The organism is Paenibacillus sp. Soil787 (assembly GCF_001429545.1).
Classification (GTDB): domain Bacteria; phylum Bacillota; class Bacilli; order Paenibacillales; family NBRC-103111; genus Paenibacillus_E.
In genome coordinates this window covers 81,819-102,796 of record NZ_LMSP01000034.1, presented here as the reverse complement: position 1 = coordinate 102,796, position 20,978 = coordinate 81,819, and the positions used below count along the sequence as shown (strand labels likewise).

The window sequence follows — 20,978 nt, the reverse complement described above, 5'->3', positions numbered from 1 at the left end:
ATCATGAAATACATAATACGATCATTCTCATGAATAGGTATTGGTTGTTAAAATAAGAGTACAAAAAGGAGTTAAGGAGGAACCGCTGATGAACCAACAACTGGCACAGGTAGATAAACAGATAATGGTTGTGCCCAAGACGAAGCTAGCCCAAACATGTATCCAGCTTGCCAGGCAAAAGTACCTGTTTCTGCTCCTGCTACCGGGATTGATCTATTTTATTGTTTTTAAATATATCCCAATGTACGGAGTCGTGTTAGCTTTTAAGGAATTCAATCCGATGGATGGGATCTTAGGGAGCCCTTGGGCAGGGATGAAATATTTCAATCGGATATTTCAATCAGATGCCGTCATGCACATTTTATTTAATACGTTAAGGATCAGTATGTTAAATCTGCTTTTCGCTTTTCCTGCGCCTATCGTGTTTGCATTATTGTTAAATGAGGTGACGCGCAAGAAAGCAAAACGGATTTTCCAGACCATTTCGTACTTGCCCCATTTCTTATCCTGGGTCGTTATTTCTGGATTGATTTTTCAATTATTATCGCCAAGCTATGGTCTTTATGGATTGATTTCTAAGCTTTTTGATTGGGAAACGAAAGTTCTTCTAACGCAACCCGGTTCTTTTCTTGCCATTGTAGTGACCTCAAATATTTGGAAAGAGTTTGGATATGGAAGCGTTATTTACTTGGCGGCTATTGCCGGAATAAGCGGGGAGCTTTACGAGGCAGCAAAAATGGATGGGGCCGGTCGATTCAAGCAAATGCTGCATATCACCTTGCCTAGCTTGCTTCCCGTAATCAGCATCCTGTTTATATTGCAGCTTGGGAATGTGCTTGATGCTGGCTTTGATCAAATCTTGAACTTATACAATCCGGTCGTTTATGGCGTGGCGGACATTATCGATACTTATGTATATCGTATTGGGCTTGCTGATTTTCAATATAGCTTCGGCACGGCAGTAGGACTGTGTAAGGGGGTCGTTGCAATGATTCTTGTTGTATCAAGTAACTGGCTTGTCCGTAAATTTACTGACCACTCGATCTGGTAGACAGGAGCAAACGATGACAATACAAAAGAACAGATCAGAGAAGACTTTCGATTTCATGAATATTACGATTCTTATGGTCTTGTCACTTACTATACTTTATCCCTTCTGGCAGCAATTGGTATTGTCCTTTAGCCAACCGGCGGAAGCGCAGCTCATTAGTTTGCATCTCTATACGCTGCATCCAACGCTTGACGCCTACAAACGAATATTTATCGGGGATACGATCTACAAGGCTTACTATTGGACGGCCTATCGTACCATTGCAGGTACGCTGCTCACTGTGCTCGTGACCTCGATGATGGCCTATCCGCTTGCAAAGGTATATTTGTGGGGGCGCAAAGTTTGGATGTGGATCGTGGTTTTCACGTTGTTTTTCGGAGGCGGCTTGGTCCCGACATACCTTTTGGTTAAGAACCTCCACCTGACGAATACTGTATGGTCCCTTATCCTGCCTGGTCTAGTAACTGCTTGGAATATCATCATATTACGAAATTTTTACTATTCCATTCCGGATGAGCTAGAGGAGAGCGCGCGCATGGACGGAGCCAATGATCTGTTTATTTTCTTTCGGATCATTATCCCTCTTTCCGCTCCTGTCATTGCGACAGTTACATTATGGACGCTGGTCGGCCATTGGAACGCATGGTTTGATGCCCTTATTTATATAACAGACAACAAAATCAAAGTGCTGCAGATTGTATTGCGTGAAGTGCTTAACGATGCCAATCAGACGTCGGGGCTGGATCCTCAACTTGCTGTTGATCTGCAAGGTCAGCAGTATACGCCCGAATCGATTAAAGCGGCAATTCTTATGGTTGTTATCTTGCCGATCGTATGCGTCTATCCATTCTTGCAAAAATATTTTGTCAAAGGGATCTTGGTTGGTGCCGTCAAAGGCTGAATCCTGTCCTGGTTCATGCAGTATAGCAGTATGTAAGGGCAAAGCCTTTATATAAAAATATCAATTGAGGGGTGTCAAGCAATGAAGAAAAAAAATGGGTTATCAGCAATACTGGCAACGGTAATCGTCTCGGGGATGTTAGCCGGCTGCTCAACATCATCTGCTCCCAAGACTCAAGAAACAAATAAGCCGGCGGGACAGAAAAAGTATACGATCAATATCTATACCTCACGTATTCAACCGAATCCAGATTCGGAGGCCATGAAGACCATTTCACAAAAGCTGGGACAGGATTTGAAGGTTACAGCAGTCCCTGATGCCCCTGATTACGAACAGAAGTTGAATCTTTACTATGCCTCGAACGATTTGCCGGACGTTTTCAGTCCCTATACAGAAGATATAAAGAAGAACGGGACAGCGAAATTTACGGAAGATGATCTGAAAAAATACATGCCGCTTACTTATGAGGCTGCGATTAAACAATATAAAGAACAAGGTTACGATAAACAGACCGTGTTCGATCGTTTCTCTGTTGACGGAAAATTGGCAACAATCTCAATGGGTAATAAAGAGCTGACTTACCCCTATGGACTTGTCATCCGTCAGGACTTGTTGGATGAGTTTGGGTTACAGATGCCCAAAACTCTTAATGATTGGGAAGTGTTTCTTAAAGCATATAAACAAAAATATCCTAACAAATATCCCATTACCGCTCGAGGCAAAGACTTGATATACCAATCGTTCTATTCGTTCATCGCTGCTTTCGGAACATCCTACGATTCTTGGCAAAAAAAGGACAACAAGCTGGTATTTGGACCCTATATGCCCGAAATGCGCGATGCGCTTGAACTTCTATCACGTTGGTACAAGGCGGGTTATATTAATCCCGAGTGGATTACCATGGATAAAGCTGCACTTGATAATGAATGGATTAACGGGAATACGGTTTCCTACCAATACGCAAAGCTTGACAATGTTATCAATGCACCTTATACGGAAGGGTCCTTGGGATCCATCTTCGATTCATTAGCTGCAAAAAATCCAAAGCTCAAGATTCAATGGGCTCCTTTTCCTAAATGGAAGGATAATGTTAAGCCGGCACTTAGCGCTTACGAACTTGTTGGCATTAAAGGAGTCAGCTTCAGCAAAGCGCTTGAGAAAGATCCGGACAAGTTGCATGCCGTAATGGGTGTCGTTGACAAATTGTTTAACGATAAAGAAATCTACATGCTTAGAAGCTACGGAATAGAAGGAAAAACGTATGATATCGTTAATGGAATTCCTGTTATCAAGAAAGAGTTCAACAACTCGGACGGCAAAGTAAAGGAAGGTTTTGAATGGTTCACAGCAGCTGGAAGTCCTGGTGTTAACTGGGATTTAGTGAAAACAATCAAGAGTAAGAATTACACGGATAATCTTAAGAAATATGCCGAGGATCCTTCCGGTATTTATTCTCGAGAAAACACAGATTGGGCAATCAGTTGGGTGAGTGGCCCCCTTATTAGCCAATCGGGAGAGAATTTGGATGTTAAAAGAAAGGCGAAGTATGATGAGTGGGGTGGGATGTTTGCCCAAGTGATAATTGGCTCCAAAACGCTTAACGATTTCGATAAATTTATCGGACAATGGAAGCAAGAATGGGGCAATGATGCAACGGAGGCAGCTAATCGTCTTTACTTGAAGTAGCGGTAGAAGCAGGCTCTACATAGTAGAGTCTGCTATTCTAATAAATAACTGACTGAAAGGAGGAAATAAATATGTTCAATTTATTGATGCAGCTTGGCACGGACCGTTTACATTGGAAGCTATACGACTTTGATTATGGGAAATTAGGAAAGCGCTTCCATATTTGCGACATACCTATGTCTCATCTGCTTCGGCGCATGTTGAGGGTAAAATTTATTTAAAAATCGAGAGGTGGTTTAATTATGACACACAAAAAAATAAAGAGGATCAATATCTTACTTCTCATCACGATGCTTTCGGCTTTTTTCTTGCCCTTTATTACATTCGCAGGTAAAGCATCCGCCGCTTCTGACGAATATGATACGCTACGGATGAAGTGGTTCGACTTATTCACCGGGAGCTCCGGCTATAGTACACCTGTTACGGATCCGGATATTGCCGATAGGATCCAAATCATCACCGATGGCGCTTTTGGGTCCTGGGATACCTTGAATAAAGATTCGAACAGGACTTATTTATGGAGCGATACAGCAGCCAATTGTTCGCCTCTTTCTAATTTCTCGCGTTTGAGAGGAATGGCGCTTGCCTACTCCACAAAAGGCTCCGCCCTCTATCAGAACGAGGCGTTAAAGACTGACATTGTCAATGGTTTGGATTGGATGTATACGAATAAATATAATGAGAATACACCACCTGTGAGCGATAGTGTGTGTAGCGGCTGGGATATGGAAATTGGTGCTCCTCTTACATTGGCAAATGCCACGATTCTTATGTATGATCAATTAACGGCAACGCAAGTTAGCAATTATGTTAAGGCGCTTGACCGATTTGCACCCGATCCGACCGTTTGGATAGGATATGTATCTACAGGGGCAAACCGAGCGGATAGAGCATTAATTGTAGCGCTTCGGGGTATCCTCGGCAAGTCCAGTGACAAAATCAGCGCTGCCCGGGATGCACTCAGCAGCGAGATTTTCGACACTGTTTCCGCATCTGAAGGACCTTATCCGGACGGCTCATACGTTTTCCACCAATTTATTGCATATACGGGGGGCTACGGGACTGTATTGTTAGATGATATGTCTAAATTACTTTTTCTATTAAATGGTTCAACATGGGCAATTATCGATCCCAATGTCGTCAATAACGTCTATAAATTTGTCACTGAATCCATTCAACCTCTAATGTATAAAGGTGCCTTGATGGACATGGTAAGTGGGAGGTCGATATCGAGACCAGGATCGGGAGATCATGGGGCTGGCAAAGGGATAATCATTTCGATTTTACGCTTGGCTCTATCAGCGCCACCTGATAAAGCGGCATTATTCAAAAGTATGGCTAAAGCATGGATTCAGGAGGATACCACCTTCTTGTATAGCGGCTCTATTTCTGATACTACGCTTCTGAAATCGACAATGAGCGATTCTTCGATTACGCCGGGCGGCGAGTTGATCCGAAGCAAAGTATTTGCGAGTATGAGTCGAGTAGTTCATCAACGTCCAGGATTTGCATTCGGACTTAGCTTGTTTTCGGACCGTATTTCTGCTGCAGAGGTTATGAACGGCGAGAACCTTAAAGGCTATTGGACCGGCGTTGGCATGACAAACCTGTATAACAATGATTTGACTCAATATTCAAGCAATTACTGGCCGACTGTTAATAGTTATCGTTTGCCGGGAACCACAACGGATGGCACGAGCGGGGTGCCGAAACAATCGACCCCTTATTTTAACACTGATAATTGGGCGGGGGGATCTTCAGTTGATGGGCTTTACAGTTCGGCTGGCATGAATTTTTCCCTTTCCAATGTTACGGGCAGCCCGCTGCAGGGGAAGAAATCATGGTTTATGTTCGGAGATAAAATGGTCGCTCTTGGCACAGGTATTACGAATACAAACAACGCAAATGTGGAAACGATCGTAGAAAACCGCAAGCTGAATAGCAACGGCAACAACACGCTGACGGTAAACGGAACGGCCAAATCGAATGCGCTCGGATGGTCGGAATCGATGAGCGGTGTGAAATGGGCGCATCTGGAAGGGAATGTGCCCGGATCCGATATCGGCTACTATTTCCCTGGAACGGCTGCCCTTTACGGGTTGCGTGAGTCAAGAACGGGCGCGTGGTCCGATATAAACGGATTATATGGTAACACGACGCAGTATACGAATAATTTTATGAGTCTCGCCTTCGAACACGGCTCCAACCCTATGAACGCATCCTACGCCTATGCAGTGCTGCCGAATAAGAGCGCCGCGGATATGGCCAGTTATGCAAGCAATCCGGATTTCAACATCCTGGAAAATTCAACGGATGTGCAGGCTGTGCAGGATACTACGCTGAACGCAGTAGGAGCGAACTTTTGGAACGATATCACCAAATCCGTGAACGTTAACGGATCGAGCTTCATTACAAGCGATAAAAAAGCATCTGTCACGACACTGCAATCGACAAATACTATCGATGTAGGGATTTCTGATCCAACGCAGGCCAATATGGGAACAATCAACATCGAGATCAATAAGAGCGCTACAGGCATCATCTCGCTGGATCCGGGAATCCAGGTAACCCAGTTGAGCCCAACAATTAAGATGACGGTGCAAGTAAACGGTTCACTTGGTAAAACGTTCAATGCCAAATTCAATTATGGAGCCGCAGCAACGCCTGCTACTCCTACATTAAACATGGCAACATCGGATTACGGGCAAATGACGTTGAATTGGTCCAATTTCGGCAACGCTACGGGTTATAAAATTAAGTACGGCACAACACCTGGAAACTACAACTATACGATCACCGTACCGTATGTAAGTGCAGACTACACCTTCTCGGACCTGCTATCCGGCAATTATTATTTTGTTATTTCTGCCATCAGCACTGCCGGGGAAAGTGCCAATTCGAACGAACTGAGCGCAGCTGTTACAGGTTCTATAAATTTAGCTTATGGCAAAACAGCCACCCAAAGCTCAACACTCGATGGCAATGCAAGCCTTGCTGTAGATGGAAATACGGACAGTACTTTCAGCGGCGGTTCGGTCTCACAAACGACATATGAAGCCCAGCCATGGTGGATGGTTGATCTTGGAAGCAATTATAGTATTGGCAATATTAAAATTTTCAATAGAACCGATGTTTGTTGTATGAACCAGCTGGGCGATTACGTGGTCTCGATCTTGGATCAAAACCAAAATGTGGTCTGGAGCAACCATCAGACGACCTATCCGAATCCAAGCACGACAGTAAATGCAATAGGGGCTAAAGGTAGATATGTTAAAATTCAACTAACCGGCTCCAACTATCTGTCATTGGCTGAAGTGCAAGTGACTCCATATGTACCTCCTGCAAGTTCTAATCTCAAACTATGGCTAAAAGCCGATGAGGGAGTTACAACTGATGGGTATGGCAAAGTAAGTGCATGGGCAGATCAATCAAGAAATGCGAACGATGCGGTTCAAGCAATTGCCGGGTATCAGCCCACCTTAGTAAGCAATGGATTGAATAGTAAACCGGTCATCCGGTTTGATGGCGTAGATGACAATTTGTTATCCAATGGTGTTACGGGGAATATGAATTCACCTACAGTGATATTTGTGCTTAAACCTCGAACGGTGAAGAGTTTTAACCAGACCATTGGTGCAGCAGGCGGCTGGGGACAATATTTATTTACTACTTCAGCCAATGGGGAGATATACACCGGGCCCAGAATCAGTCCGAGGATCATTCCTTCAGATGGACCCGTAGCTAATACATTAGTCCCGAATGGATTGTATAGAATTGCGTATGTATCAAACAACGGAAAAGCGAAATTATACAAGAATGGAACTAAGATAGCAGATAAGTTTTTAAATTTAGCTCAACCATGGACTGGATTTGTACTAGGTCAGAATAATAGTAACACAATAGACGGAGATATCGCGGAGGTGCTTGTTTACAATAAAGCCCTATTGGATTCAGATATGCAACGTGTAGAAGCTTACTTGAAAGCCAAATATGCTCCGGATCTTTCGATCTCTGTAAATGGTGCAGGAGGCGCGAATGCGATCTCTACCAAGAATGGCTCGCTGCAAATGCAGGCTAATGTTCTGCCTGCTGGCGTGGACCAAATTGTCAAATGGAGCGTCTACGAAGAAGATGGTACAACGGCGACAGATAAAGCAGTGATCGATGCCAATGGATTGCTAACAGCTTCAAATGATGGGAAAGTGACGGTGGTTGCAACAGCCCTTGACGGCAGCGATGCAAAAGGCTCCGCGACGATTACGATTAGCGGACAAACCATCAGTACACTTGACTTAATTAATGCACCGATTTATCTCACTAATCTAATTGATTCTACTTCAGGAAGAACTGCAGCACAAACATTGACACAGGTGAATTATTTATTCGATAACAATCCAAGTACGAATTCCGATTTCCGCTTAAACGGCGGCGGATCGGGAAGCTATATTACCTTTGACTTTAAGGAAGGCAATCAAGCCACGCTTTCGAGTGTAGATGTGCTGGGAAGACAAGACCAAAATTTATATACCAGAATTAAGGGTGCAGTGGTTCAGGGATCCAACGATAACGCGAATTGGACGACTATCTCGACAGCAGCGGTGTCTACAGTGCAGTGGCAAACATTGGCGATTAGCGGCTCCGAACCGTACCGTTATATCCGTATGTACAATCCTAATGCTTGGTATGGCAATATGGCTGAGCTGAGATTGCATGGCATTGTTACATTCCACAACAAAGTCGAATGGGCTAAGATGAGTTCGGATCAGAGCGTCATAAACAGGATTGTTCCAGGCAACACGGTAAAACTAACCTTCAAAGCAAGAGAAGCTATTAATAAAGTCAAGGTTGCGATCCAAGGCCAAGACGCAACAGTCAGCACGCAAGACAATATCTACTGGACCGCAGTGGCGACCTTGAATCCGAATGCAGCAAAAGGACCGGTAACATACGCTATTAATTACAAGCTGCAAGATGGAACGGATGGATACCCGGCGGTTTCTACAGCAGCTGACGCCACTCTGTACCTTGCCGACGAGTCGGATTTGATTAATGTGTCGAAAATCGCCAATTTAATCGATTCTACTTCAGGAAGAACTGCAGCACAAACATTGCAACAGGTGAATTATTTATTCGATTACAATTCAAGTACGAATTCCGATTTCCGCTTAAATGGCGGCGGATCGGGAAGCTATATTACCTTTGACTTTAAGAAAAGCAATCAAGCCACGCTTTCGAGTGTAGAGGTGCTGGGAAGGCAAGACCAAAATTTATATACCAGACTTAATGGTACAGTGGTCCAGGGATCCAACGATAACGCGAATTGGACGACTCTCTCGACAGCAGCGGTGTCTACAGCGCAGTGGCAAACATTGGCGATTAGCGGCTCCGAATCGTACCGTTATATCCGTATGTACAATCCTAATGCATGGTATGGCAATATGGCTGAGCTGAGATTGCATGGGGCAGTGAAATCAACAGACTTGACGCCTCCGGTTACAACGGATGATGCGCCGCAGGGATGGGTCAACAAGGATACGAAGGTAAACTTCAATGCGATTGATGCAGATTCCGGCGTTGCCTCAACCTTTTTCAAAGTAGACGGCGGCGCGCAACAAACCGGGAACTCGGTTACCTTGACTACCGAGGGAACGCATACGTTAGTATATTGGAGCGTGGACTCGGCAGGCAATGTGGAAGCCGCACATACCGTAACGGTGCAGATCGACAAGACGGCGCCGGTATCGAATGCGATAACAAGCGGAACGACCGGGCAAAATGGCTGGTATGTGCAGCCGGTAACGGTAAGCCTCAGCGCTGCAGACAATCTGTCGGGTGTAGCGAAGACGGAGTACAGTATGGACGGCGGGACGACATGGCAAGCGTATACGGTGCCGGTAACGTTTAAAGAGGATGGCATATATACCGTCAGCTATCGTTCAACGGACAATGCCGAGAATGTAGAGACGGCAAAAACGACCAGCTTTAATCTGGATTCGACTCCGCCGGCAATCTCCGTTACCGGACTCGTGTACGGGTCTTACAGCGATTCTACGGATATTACACCTTTCATTACGCTGAGCGATAATCTGTCCGGGAGCGATAACAGCAAAACAACGATAACGCTGGATACGATTGGGTTGCAGCAAGGGGTAACAATTCCTCTCTATACGCTGCCGCTTGGTTCGCATACGTATGTCGTAACGGCGAGCGATATGGCAGGGAATGTGGGCAATCAAACGATATCGTTCCAGACCACGACAAGCATCGCGTCTATGCAGACATTAGTAACACGCTTTGTGAATAATGGGTGGATTGATAACTTGGGTATNCAATCAAACGATATCGTTCCAGACCACGACAAGCATCGCGTCTATGCAGACATTAGTAACACGCTTTGTGAATAATGGGTGGATTGATAACTTGGGTACCGCCAACAGCTTGCAGAGTAAATTGACCGCGAACGATCTGGTTGATTTTGTAAACGAGGTGAAGGCGCAAAGCGGCAAGCATATTTCAGAACAGGCCGCAAACTACTTGAATCGGGATGCTCAATATCTATTGTCTGCTAAATAAGGCATCCAGGTTGAAGAATTTAACATTGGCATATTCGAATTGTCCCATTATACTCCTCTTGTGAGGGTAGCGAGGAAAGATCTACAGGAAGAAACGCAGTAATCAATCAACCGCAACGGATTCCGTTGCCGCATGATCAGATAGGCGAGTAAACGAAAAAATGATAGGAGCTCAATAAACTACTATATAGGCATTGAAAAAAAGGACTTCAAGCTGGCGGCGGTATTCAAGCGGCGCCAGCTTGCTTTCTTGCCACATAGGAAAGTTTGTTAAAGCACTAAAGTGTTTAACAAACTTTCCTATTGGCGATAAAACTTCCGCTGAATGCGGTCGTTCATCTTCGAAAGTACATCGCATCCATACTAATGCGCCGTATCCTAGCCGTAACCTCTATTGCCAAAACATAGCTCCAACACTTGTCAGGCATCATAAGTTCCCATGATCCGTTTCCGGTATTTGTTCGGGGATTCGTTGTAATAAGCTGAAAACTGCCTCGAAAAATAGTGCACCGACGCAAAACCATGCTTTTCCGCGATTTGTGTAACCGATCTGTTTGATTCGCGAAGCTCGGTTTTGGCATGTTCCAGCCTGTGCCGCATAAAATATTGACCGGGACTGACGCCGGTTTCTTTGCGGAACAATTCGTACAAATACGACTGGCTTAACTGAAAGGAATCCGCCCATTCGGCCAATAGAAAAGATTCAAGCAGGTGGTTTTGCATCCAGTCGATCATTTTTCGGATGCGCAGGTCGCTCGGTGAGTATGGATTGGCCAAGAAACGTGCAAATCCGGTCAGAAACGACTCGAACAACGAACGCAAACGAACCGCATCGCCGATCTCCTGCGAGTCAAAGTGAGAGATGACAGAAAGAAAAGGCTCCAGCCAGTCCGCACCGGTTGGAATCGATATTTGCAAGGGGAATTCAATTCCGTCCGCAAACCGGATCCGATCCGCACACAGATGCGGCATATATTTATCAAAGAGGTATTCGTTCAACCATTTGTCGCCCTTCTGCATAGACGTGCTATCCCATACGAGGTCCGCGTAAACGGAAGCATGTACCATTGGATCGAGCCCATCAGCCGCAAAAGCGTGCGCCGTACCCGGCTCGATACAGAACAAGTCCCGTGGCCCCGCCCGATATTTCTTCCCGTCGATGATGACAAAGCCGTTCCCGCTCTTTATATAAATGAATGCGTACGCATAGTTAAGCCGTGGGCCATTGTTCGCGTTCGGGCGAAACGGGTAAACATCGGCGCCGAGAATACGTGTGCAAATATTATTAAAGTCAATTGTGCGCATTGTCATCTGTATTCCATCTCCGGTATTCAAAGAATCTATCCTAGGATAGTGCAAAAAGTATACCATATGGTAAAGCCGGTTTCATCTTCTCTTTGTTATGATGATATCAAATACTTTAAATCGAGGTATAGAAAATCTTAATAAAAGGGTGGGTTAAACGATGACCTCAACATTGAAATGGACGGAGCATGTTCCTGGCATTTGGAAAACAACGATCGGCAATCCCTCGGAATTGTCGCCGCTGAACTTCATCGGTAGCGAGCCGAAACGAGAAGCGCTGAAGCAGATGGGAGAGATCGGATTTCCGTTCGGAAGCGACGATTTTACACTGGAGCAAAAGAACCACGGCACACTGTTCAGCACGCCGCTTACGACAGATGAGAAGCTGTATGGTCTCGGCCTGCAGTTTATGAAAATGAATCAGCGGGGCCGCACACGGTATCTTCGGGTCAACAGCGATCCTAAGCAAGATACGGGAGAAAGCCATGCGCCGATTCCATTTGTCGTTTCCGATCAAGGTTACGGCATACTGATCGATACGTCGCGTATTGTAACGGTTCATCTCGGTTCCACTGTGCGCCTTGCAGAAACGAGAAAAGAACAAATATTCGACCGAAATAACCAAAAGGGGCTTTGGAAGGCTACACCTACATCCGAACGGATGGAATTTTTATTGCCATCGGAAGGAGCGGATGTCTATGTGATCGCCGGAAACAACCTACTTGATGTGGTTCGTCGGTACAACCTGTTGTGCGGCGGAGGTACACTTCCACCAAGATGGGGGCTCGGATTTTGGCATCGGGTACCGACCTTGTTTACAGACAAGGAGGTCATGGAGGAAGCGCTGGAATACCGCAAGCGTGAATTCCCGTGCGACGTGATCGGTCTTGAACCGGGCTGGCATAGCAAGAGCTATCCGGTAACCTACGAGTGGTGTGAGAGCCGGTATCCGGATCCCGAGCATTTTGTGGCGAAAATGGATCAAGAAGGATTCCGGATCAATCTGTGGGAGAATCCATACGTATCGCCGGAATCCGGACTTTACGAGAAGCTTGGCAAGTTATCCGGTTCGTATTCGGTGTGGGGTGGTCTAGTACCGGATTATTCGCTGGAAGAAGCGAGAGACGCATACAAGGAGCAGCACCGCCGCGAACACCTTTCGATTGGAGTTTCCGGCTATAAGCTAGATGAATGCGACGGCAGCGAATTAACGGGCAACTCGTGGATGTTCCCGGCTCACGCGGAGTTTCCTTCCGGACATGACGGAGAGCAAATGAGGCAAATGTACGGCTTGATGTTCCAGAAAATGACGACCGAGCTGTACCGGGAGGAGAATAAGCGGACTTATGGTCTGCTCCGTGCTTCCGGCGCCGGTGCTTCTTCGATGCCATATGTGCTTTATTCGGACTTATACGATCACAGGCAGTTCATCCGTGCGCTTTGCAACGGTTCGTTCAGCGGTCTGCTTTGGACGCCGGAGGTGCGGAAATCTGCAAGTGTGGAGGATTGGGTACGCCGTTTACAATCGGTCTGCTTCTCGCCTTTAGCGATGCTGGACGCATGGGCCGACGGGACGAAGCCTTGGAGTTTCCCGGAAGTGGAGCATATCGTCCGCCACTATATCCAGCTGCGTATGCGTTTGCTGCCTTATTTGTACACCGCCTTTGCAAAGTACCATCAGGATGGTACGCCTCCGTTCCGCGCAATGCCGCTTGTGACAGGCAGCGTCCAGTTCGACGGCGGCAAGGCAACAGCCATGAAAGTCGATTCCGTAGACTTTGCCTACGGCGGGAACAAGAAGAAGGAATGGGACGATCAGTTCATGGTCGGTGATTCGCTGCTTGTGGCCCCGCTGTTTGCCGGCGAGCAGGCGCGTGACGTTTATTTGCCGCAAGGACGCTGGTATGGTCTGGAAAACGGCGAAGCGTACGAGGGCGGCAGCGTTGTCCGGGTTGCTCCGGGAATCGAGCAGATTCCGGTCTTCGTTCGGGAAGGCGCCGTCATTCCGATGATGCCGTGGAGAGCGTATGCGCCGCGGCAGGGAGAGCAAGTGCCGCTCATCCTGGGTCATTTCGGCGAAGTGGAAGGAAGCTGCTCGCTCTATGACGACGACGGGGAGAGCTTCGCCTTTGAGCGTGGCGAATCCGTTTGGAGAAAAGCGGAAGTCAGACGCTCCGCTGACGGAAGCTGGACAGGGACACTTACCGGGCATGAAGCATCGTTTCCTTCAACGTTCAGCGAAGTACAGTGGCATTTTGGTTTGAAAAAGCTGCCATAATCGCTTTGTCCGGTTCAGTCCTTTGAAATTTTCCAGCTGATATTTGCACTATGCGGCAAATGAATAGCTGATAGCGAATCTGCTCAAGCGATAGAGCTATTGCAAGCCCAATACCGATACACAATCCCATAAGGGCAATCATCGTTCCGCTCATTTGTCCTGTTTCCCCGACATATAGCCCATAATCGGCCTCCTGAAATGTAAAAATGCAGTCTTAGTGTGAAATCGCCTAAGTCTGCATTTTTTTTATGCTGACATTTTGCGGCATTCGTCGGCGCATTTATTGCAATAATCTCATCTGTCGACTCCGTAAAATGTTTAGCCGAGAACTATAGTTGGATCAGGTTTGGGGGGCGGATTTTTTTGGGGATATTCGAAGTCAGTTATGATTTGATCATGAAATGTACAATGCGATCATTCTTATGAATGGGTATTGAATGTTAAAATAAAAGTAAAAAAATAGTTGAAGTAATGAATAGTCGTTATTCGCCTGGATTGCAGCTCTATATACAAGATGACCGATTTACCGCACGGAAATAAAAAAAAGGACGGTATTACCATTGAATAGAAACAATAAGTTATGGTATCGCAAGCCGGCAAATACTTGGTTAGAAGCGATACCCATCGGAAATGGCAGAATTGGGGCTATGGTGTTTGGCGGGGTGAAAGAAGAGAGGATTCAACTAAATGAAGACTCGGTGTGGTATGGAGGGCCGAAACAAAGGGAGTATCCGGATGCATTCGCCCAACTCGGTACTATTCGTCGCTTGATTATTGAAGGAGAGCCGCAGAAAGCGGAGCACTTGGCTCGAATGTCACTTACGGCGGCACCGAAGTTTCTCGGTCCATACCAGACGTTAGGAGATCTGAAGCTGTTCTTTTACGGCAAGGACGGGGAGGCTTGCGAGTATGTTCGCGAGTTGGATCTGGACTCAGGTGTTACTGGCGTATCATTTAAAATGAATGGCGTGTCTTATCGCAGAGAAATATTCGCCAGTCCGGTCGACCACATTATCGCTGTTCGTTTGGAAGCTGATACACCGGGAAGTCTGACCTTCAGCGCAAGTTTGAGTCGTCGTCCTTTTGAAGGTACATCAGCTAAAACGGGTAGTGACGGAGTGGTAATGAGTGGGCAGTGTGGACCTGATGGAGTCCGATTCGCAGCGGTGCTGAAGGCAGTTCAAGAAGGAGGAACCGTATCGTGCATCGGTGATTTCGTCTCCGTGGAAGCGGCTGACCATGTCACATTATATTTGTCGGCGGCGACTACATTTCGCGAAGATGATCCTTTTAGCGTCTGTCTAGAGAGGGTCGAAGCTGCCGCGATTAAAGGTTACTCTGCGATATACAAGGATCACATTACCGATCATCGATCCATCTTTGGGCGCGTATCGCTAGAATTGGAGGATACCGAAGGAGGATGCTCGGAAGATCTGCCGACGAACGAACGACTCTCTCGTGTACGAGAAGGTCAGAAGGATCAGGGGCTGATTTCACTCTTCTTTCAATATGGGCGTTATTTATTAATGGCAAGCTCACGTCCAGGATCGCTCCCCGCTAATCTTCAGGGCATTTGGAATGAAAGTCATACTCCTCCTTGGGAAAGCGACTATCATCTGAACATCAATTTACAAATGAATTACTGGCCTGCCGAAGTATGCAACTTGGCGGAATGCCATCTTCCGGTATTCGATCTGCTTGAAAGGCTTCGGGAAAATGGCCGCATCACGGCTGAAAAGATGTATGGCGCAAGTGGATTTGTTGCACATCACGCTACCAATTTGTGGGCAGAAACGGATATTTGCGGTATCTATGTTCCAGCGGTTATTTGGCCAATGGGCGGGGCTTGGCTTTCGCTGCATATGTGGGAGCATTACCGATTCGGATTAGATAAGAAGTTTCTATCGGATCGTGCATACCCCATGCTGAAGGAAGCAGCGGAATTTTTTCTTGATTTCCTCATTGAAGATGAATACGGACGTCTTGTGACAGCACCCTCATTGTCTCCAGAAAACCGGTATCTCTTGCCAAATGGTAACGAAGGCTGTCTCTGTATAGGTCCATCAATGGATTCCCAAATTATTTATACCTTGTTTGGCGCCTGTATTGAAGCCAGCCAGCTTCTTGAATTTGACGAGAGTTTTCGGAGGAAGCTGGAAGAAGCCCTCATTAGGCTTCCCGATCCTCAGGTTGGAAAGCATGGCCAATTGATGGAGTGGTCAATCGATTATGAGGAAGTGGAGCTGGGGCATCGTCATATTTCTCATCTGTTCGCTCTTCATCCCGGTGAACAAATCACGCTGGATCATACGCCGGAGCTGGCACAAGCAGCTAGATTGACCTTGGAAAGACGACTCACTCACGGAGGTGGCCACACGGGATGGAGCCGCGCTTGGATTATTAATTTCTGGGCACGTCTACAAGATGCGGAACAAGCATATGACAACGTACTGGCATTACTAAAACATTCCGTTCATCCGAATTTGTTCGGTGAGCATCCCGGTGAGCTTCCTGTGTTTCAAATCGATGCCAACTTTGGAGGCACAGCAGCAATTGCGGAGATGCTTCTGCAGTCTCATAGGGACGAGATTATACTACTGCCGGCACTTCCAACCGCATGGGCAAACGGACGAGTCTCAGGTTTACGTGCTCGTGGCGGATTCGAAATCATTATAGCATGGAAGGACGGATTATTGTCGGAAGCAATCATTCATGCCGAGCATTGTAAGGTATGCATAATTAGAAGCAAAATACCTATCAGCATATCGCATGATTCGGGTGTTTTTATTGCAGAAAGCTCAATGTCAAATCCAATTCTGCGTTTTCAAACGGAAGCGGGGAAAAGGTATAGGGTTCGTCCCTTGTCGTAACACGTTTCGTAATGGGGTTAATATCAACTTCATAAATCCCGCCGCCAATCAAGCGAAAGAACAATTAAATACTGCAAAGCGCCGTTATTGGTTATGGCGGCTCGGTTTATAAGGGGAAACTGCACGCGGACGAAATGAACCGGGCAGAGTAAAAGGAAGGGGGTACTAAGATGGAAAAGAATACTTTCTATATAGCCGCGAACGGCAATGACGGCAATCCGGGGACGCAGGAGTCCCCGTTCGCTACGCTAGAAGGCGCAAGAGATGCGATACGGATTCTGAAGAATGCTTCCGGTCTTCCGGAAGGCGGCATTACCATCTTCATCCGGGGAGGCGTATACCGGTTGGCGAAAACGTTTTTGCTGGAGGAATGTGACTCCGGGACTCCGGAGAAGCCGATCGTGTACACGGCATACGGCGACGAAAACGTTCGACTGTTAGGTGGCATTGACTTGCCTGCGGACCGCTTCGGTCCCGTTACCGACCCTGAAGTACGTGATCGTTTGAATGTGCAAGCGAGAGAACAGATTGTACAAATCGATTTGAAGCAGCTTGGGATTGTCGACTATGGCCGAATCGTGCAGACTGGATTTGGACTTCCGGCTTCTGTTGCGACTCCGGAACTTTTTTTTAACGGTCAGTCGATGACTCTTGCTCGATATCCAAGCAACGGTTACGTAAAAATAGAACATGTCGTCGATCCCGGCGGCAATCCGCGACTGGTTGATACGGATCCTGAGCGTATGGCTGAAGAAAGGCTAAGAGGCGCCACGCTCGCAATAGCAGATCCGAGACCATTCAGCTGGAAAAACACCGGCGATCTGTGGATGTACGGATACTGGCATTGGGATTGGGCAGACGGCAATTTGCGGATTGCTTCACTTGATGCGGCCAAAGGGCAGCTGTGTACGGAGCAAGCAAGCCATTACTCAATACGCGACGGCCAGCGGTATTATTATTACAATATTTTGGAAGAGCTTGATTCGCCCGGCGAATGGTATCTGGACCGGATGAGCGGAATTGTGTACTATTACCCGCCGATGCCGATTACCGAAGACTGTCAGGTTCAACTATCTCTGCTCGACGATTCAATGGTCCGCCTGGAGGGGGTCTCTCATGTAACGTTACGCAAGCTGAAGTTAGAAGTATCGCGGGGACAGGGCGTTCACATCAAAGGTGGATCACATAATCGTATTACCGGGTGCACATTGTGCAGGCTAGGCGGTTTTGCCGTCGTAATAGGCGAGGACACCCAAACTGGTGCGAATGCCGGAACCGATCACCTCGTGCAGAGCTGCACCATTTACGACACAGGAGTCGGGGGAATATTTTTGGGCGGAGGCGACCGCACAACACTAACACCAGGTCGCAACGAAGCCAAGAATAACGAGATTTTCAACTATAGCCGTTTGAAGCGGACATATAGTGCGGCTGTTCAATTAAGGGGAGTAGGTAACATCGCTGCGCACAACGAGATTCACGACGCGCCGCACTTAGGCATTTATTTCCATGGGAACGAGCATCTGATTGAATTCAACAATATTTACCGCGTGTTGACGGAAACGGGCGACGCCGGTGCAATCTATCAAGGGCGTGACTGGTCGGATCAGGGGAATGTGGTTCGCTTCAACTACATCCACCATATTAATAACGATGAGTCGGAAGATCAGGTTGGCGTTTACCTTGACGATATGGCTTCAGGAGCGACTGTTTTCGGCAATGTGTTCCATAACGTCGATTTCCCGTTCTTGATTGGCGGAGGTCGGAATAATTCAATCACGAACAATTTGATTGTTGATTGTCCAAGGTCGGTGCATCTTGACGATCGCGCAATGCCGGGCTGTTGGGCAGCTTATCATGTTGAGGATGGGACTATGCAGCAAAGGCTCGAAGCGGTGCCGTATCGAGAAGAGCCGTGGCGAAGCAAGTATCCGAACTTGCTGACAATTTTGCAGGATGAACCGGGCAAGCCAAAGTACAACACGGTGGCTAGAAACATTTTGTACAGGACAGGGCCGACTTCATATATGAATCATCCGTCTTACGACGATACAATGGCGATTGTCCCTTCTGGTCGTGAGTACGGAACGATTGAGATGAACTTCGTGTTTCATGACGATTTGTCGTTTGTCGATGAAACTAACGGGGATTTCAGTTTGACTGAAGATTCCCCAGTATATAAAAAGGTTTCTTGCTTCGAGTCGATCCCGTTCGACAAGATCGGTCGGTTCGAAGACGAATAGATGGAGAAAAATACGAAATTCAAAAATGACCCGATTACTTAAGGGCAGGCTAGATGATCAAATCTCCACCTTCCTATGATATACCTTGGTCAGATCGTAAAAAGAACATTTTGCTCCAGGGAAGAAAGCTTTAGGGATTTAAGTACCAAGGAAAGGAGACAACTGAATGAGACAAGCTATAGCTGAAACGGGTAAACGAACGCAGAACCTTCCGAAAAGCGCATTCGCCAAAATAATTTCCAAAATAAGGAAGCAAAAGTTTTTGTTCCTGCTTATGCTGCCCGGCATACTTTATTTTCTTGTTTTTAAATACGTTCCCTTATACGGCATTTTACTAGCCTTCAAAGAATTTAATCCTATAGAGGGGATTATGGGAAGTCCATGGGTGGGTCTGAAATACTTTCAGCGTATTTTTGACACCGATGGCGTCAGGCAAGTCGTCTTTAATACGCTTCGGATCAGCTTTCTGAAAATCGTATTCGGGTTTCCAGCACCGATTGTTTTCGCGCTTATGCTGAATGAAATCGTGGGGAACAAACTCAAACGACTGGTTCAAACCGTAACCTACCTGCCCCATTTTTTATCATGGATCGTAATATCCGGCTTGGTTTTCCAGCTGCTTTCGCCCAGCTACGGTTTGTATGGTTACGTTTGTGAGTTGTTTGGCTGGAAAACGGAAGTATTGCTTACGCAGGAAAGTCCCTTTATCTCGATTCTGATCATTTCGGAGATATGGAAAGAAGTTGGTTATGGAAGTATCATCTATCTGGCCGCAATTGCAGGCATAGGCTCGGAGATGTATGAAGCAGCCAAAATCGACGGTGCAGGCCGATTTAAACAAATTCAATATGTCACGCTGCCTAGTCTTCTTCCCATCATCAGCATCATGTTTATATTGAGGCTTGGACATGTGTTGGATGCAGGGTTTGAAGAAATCCTGAGTTTATACAATCCGCTCGTTTACGGAGTGGCGGATATTATTGATACGTATGTTTACCGCATAGGGTTAGAGAGCTTTCAGTATAGCTTCGGTACCGCAGTAGGGCTTTGCAAGGGAGTAGTTGCACTTGTCCTGATCGTCTGTACGAACTGGATTGTACGCAGATTCTCAGACCATTCGATTTGGTAGAAAGGAACTTTCGATGAATATCAAGAAAACGGGAATGGAGAAAGCTTTTGAATTCGTTAATATCGCTGTACTGCTGCTCTTCTGTCTCACAATCGTGTATCCATTCTGGCAGCAAATCGTACTGTCGTTCAGCAAGCCGGCAGAGGCCGGATTGATTGGATTACATCTTTATACGCTTGACCCGACGCTAGATGCCTACAAACGCATTTTCTTTGGCGGAGTGATTTTTAATGCGTATTATTGGACTGTTTATCGCACAGTTGTGGGTACGATCTTGACCGTTACCGTGTCTTCCATGCTTGCCTATCCGCTGGCGAAAACCTATTTATGGGGACGCAAGTTTTGGTTGTGGATTGTGGTGTTTACCATGTTCTTCGGAGGCGGCTTGGTTCCGACCTACCTATTGATTCGAGATCTTCATTTAACCAATACCATTTGGTCGCTTATTCTGCCTGGTTTATGCAGTGCTTGGTATATAATCATCTTACGAAATTTCTTCTACTCCATTCCGGAGGAGTTAGAGGAAAGCGCTCGGATGGACGGGGCGAACGATTTGTTCATTTTCTTTCGAATCGTCATTCCGCTATCCGCTCCAGTCATCGCAACGGTTACGCTTTGGACGATGGTCGGCCATTGGAACGCCTGGTTCGACGCACTCATGTATATAACAGGAAACAAAATTAAGGTATTGCAAATCTTGCTTCGGGAAGTGTTGAATGATGCCAACCAAATGTCTGGAGCAAGCAATCTGTTGGTACCGAATGAACAGGATTTGCAGGGAGAGCAATATTCTCCTGAAAACATTAAAGCGGCAATTCTGATGGTCGTTATTCTTCCGATCGTTTGTGTATATCCATTCCTGCAAAAGCATTTTGTTAAGGGGATCTTGGTTGGAGCCGTAAAAGGGTGATTTGAAGAAAATCTCATAAGGATATGAGGGCAT

The 20,978-nt window shown here is 46.5% G+C and carries 10 protein-coding genes and 1 pseudogene; 10 read left to right on the top strand and 1 reads right to left on the bottom strand.

Annotated elements, in window-relative coordinates; translation table 11 throughout:
• The first annotated feature begins 88 nt into the window (after positions 1-88).
• The 5 genes and pseudogenes from ASG93_RS24190 to ASG93_RS24175 all read left to right on the top strand — a co-directional run.
• The gene (locus ASG93_RS24190; RefSeq protein ID WP_082615065.1) at positions 89-1,051 is read left to right on the top strand and encodes an ABC transporter permease; all 963 of its coding nucleotides are present in this window, start codon (positions 89-91) and stop codon (positions 1,049-1,051) included.
• Between the two features lie 13 nt (positions 1,052-1,064).
• A complete protein-coding gene (locus ASG93_RS24185) occupies positions 1,065-1,952 on the top strand; it encodes a carbohydrate ABC transporter permease (protein WP_056836083.1) in 888 nt (295 codons plus the stop codon).
• Positions 1,953-2,033: 81 nt separating this feature from the next.
• Complete coding sequence (locus ASG93_RS24180) at positions 2,034-3,638, top strand: hypothetical protein (RefSeq protein WP_056836081.1); 1,605 nt, start codon at positions 2,034-2,036, stop codon at positions 3,636-3,638.
• A gap of 71 nt (positions 3,639-3,709) precedes the next feature.
• Complete coding sequence (locus ASG93_RS35400; protein ID WP_156411026.1) at positions 3,710-3,859, top strand: hypothetical protein; 150 nt, start codon at positions 3,710-3,712, stop codon at positions 3,857-3,859.
• Between the two features lie 21 nt (positions 3,860-3,880).
• Positions 3,881-9,966, top strand: a pseudogene (locus ASG93_RS24175) (polysaccharide lyase family 8 super-sandwich domain-containing protein); the annotation flags it as partial.
• Between the two features lie 664 nt (positions 9,967-10,630).
• On the opposite strand, the gene ASG93_RS24170 reads toward ASG93_RS24175, so the two are convergent.
• Positions 10,631-11,521: an AraC family transcriptional regulator gene (locus ASG93_RS24170; RefSeq protein ID WP_056836078.1), complete on the bottom strand. Its 891-nt coding sequence runs from the start codon at positions 11,519-11,521 to the stop codon at positions 10,631-10,633.
• Positions 11,522-11,675: 154 nt separating this feature from the next.
• Between ASG93_RS24170 and ASG93_RS24165 the strand changes: the two genes are divergently transcribed.
• The 5 genes from ASG93_RS24165 (at position 11,676) to ASG93_RS24145 (ending at position 20,945) form a co-directional block, all read left to right on the top strand.
• Positions 11,676-13,793, top strand: coding sequence for a TIM-barrel domain-containing protein (locus ASG93_RS24165; protein ID WP_056836076.1), 2,118 nt, complete (start codon positions 11,676-11,678; stop codon positions 13,791-13,793).
• Positions 13,794-14,353: 560 nt separating this feature from the next.
• Positions 14,354-16,663, top strand: a complete 2,310-nt coding sequence (locus ASG93_RS24160; RefSeq protein ID WP_056836074.1) for a glycosyl hydrolase family 95 catalytic domain-containing protein — start codon at positions 14,354-14,356, stop codon at positions 16,661-16,663.
• A gap of 170 nt (positions 16,664-16,833) precedes the next feature.
• Positions 16,834-18,906: a right-handed parallel beta-helix repeat-containing protein gene (locus ASG93_RS24155; RefSeq protein ID WP_056836072.1), complete on the top strand. Its 2,073-nt coding sequence runs from the start codon at positions 16,834-16,836 to the stop codon at positions 18,904-18,906.
• A gap of 166 nt (positions 18,907-19,072) precedes the next feature.
• On the top strand, positions 19,073-20,035 hold the full coding sequence (locus ASG93_RS24150; RefSeq protein ID WP_063891956.1) for an ABC transporter permease: 963 nt from the start codon (positions 19,073-19,075) through the stop codon (positions 20,033-20,035).
• Positions 20,036-20,048: 13 nt separating this feature from the next.
• A complete protein-coding gene (locus tag ASG93_RS24145; RefSeq protein WP_056836070.1) occupies positions 20,049-20,945 on the top strand; it encodes a carbohydrate ABC transporter permease in 897 nt (298 codons plus the stop codon).
• Positions 20,946-20,978: the final 33 nt, after the last annotated feature.

Bases quoted from the DNA above. Each gene is read 5' to 3' on its own strand.
- ASG93_RS24190 (WP_082615065.1), top strand. From the start codon at position 89: ATGAACCAACAACTGGCACAGGTAGATAAACAGATAATGGTTGTGCCC.
- ASG93_RS24185 (WP_056836083.1), top strand. From the start codon at position 1,065: ATGACAATACAAAAGAACAGATCAGAGAAGACTTTCGATTTCATGAAT.
- ASG93_RS24180 (WP_056836081.1), top strand. From the start codon at position 2,034: ATGAAGAAAAAAAATGGGTTATCAGCAATACTGGCAACGGTAATCGTC.
- ASG93_RS35400 (WP_156411026.1), top strand. From the start codon at position 3,710: ATGTTCAATTTATTGATGCAGCTTGGCACGGACCGTTTACATTGGAAG.
- ASG93_RS24170 (WP_056836078.1), bottom strand. From the start codon at position 11,521: ATGACAATGCGCACAATTGACTTTAATAATATTTGCACACGTATTCTC.
- ASG93_RS24165 (WP_056836076.1), top strand. From the start codon at position 11,676: ATGACCTCAACATTGAAATGGACGGAGCATGTTCCTGGCATTTGGAAA.
- ASG93_RS24155 (WP_056836072.1), top strand. From the start codon at position 16,834: ATGGAAAAGAATACTTTCTATATAGCCGCGAACGGCAATGACGGCAAT.
- ASG93_RS24150 (WP_063891956.1), top strand. From the start codon at position 19,073: ATGAGACAAGCTATAGCTGAAACGGGTAAACGAACGCAGAACCTTCCG.
- ASG93_RS24145 (WP_056836070.1), top strand. From the start codon at position 20,049: ATGAATATCAAGAAAACGGGAATGGAGAAAGCTTTTGAATTCGTTAAT.